The sequence below is a fragment of the Undibacterium sp. Ji50W genome (assembly GCF_049340445.1).
GTDB lineage: Bacteria > Pseudomonadota > Gammaproteobacteria > Burkholderiales > Burkholderiaceae_D > Undibacterium.
Genome location: NZ_JBMPOX010000076.1, coordinates 1 through 395, shown reverse-complemented (window position 1 = coordinate 395; position 395 = coordinate 1). Strand labels below are relative to the sequence as shown.

General features: G+C 54.7%; 1 protein-coding gene. It reads right to left on the bottom strand.

What is annotated here, in order from left to right; translation table 11 throughout:
• Window positions 1-395 (bottom strand): IS630 family transposase (locus ACO0K9_RS28085; protein ID WP_422990697.1); only part of this gene is annotated, 395 nt, incomplete at both ends.

Below are 395 nucleotides of genomic sequence, written 5' to 3'. Positions count from 1 at the left end.
CGCTGCGAAAGACACCGCGTTCAAGTCGGTCTGTTGAAATGCTTCGGAAGAAGCGTTCGACCATGTTGAGCCACGATGCCGAGGTCGGCGTGAAGTGCATGTTGAAGCGCGGGTGATTGGCGAGCCATTCCTGGACAGTGGGATGTTTGTGTGTGGCGTAGTTGTCGGCGATTAAATGCAATGTCTTGTCCTTGGGCGTCTCGCGGTCAATTTGCTTCAGGAACTTCAACCACTCAATATGGGTATGGCGTTGCTGGCACTGGCCGATGACCTGCCCATCTAATACATTGAGCGCGGCAAACAGCGTGGTTGTTCCGTTGCGCTTGTAGTCGTGGGTCATCGTTTCAGCTCGACCTTTCTTTAGTGGCAGTCCGGGCTGGGTACGATCCAGTGCC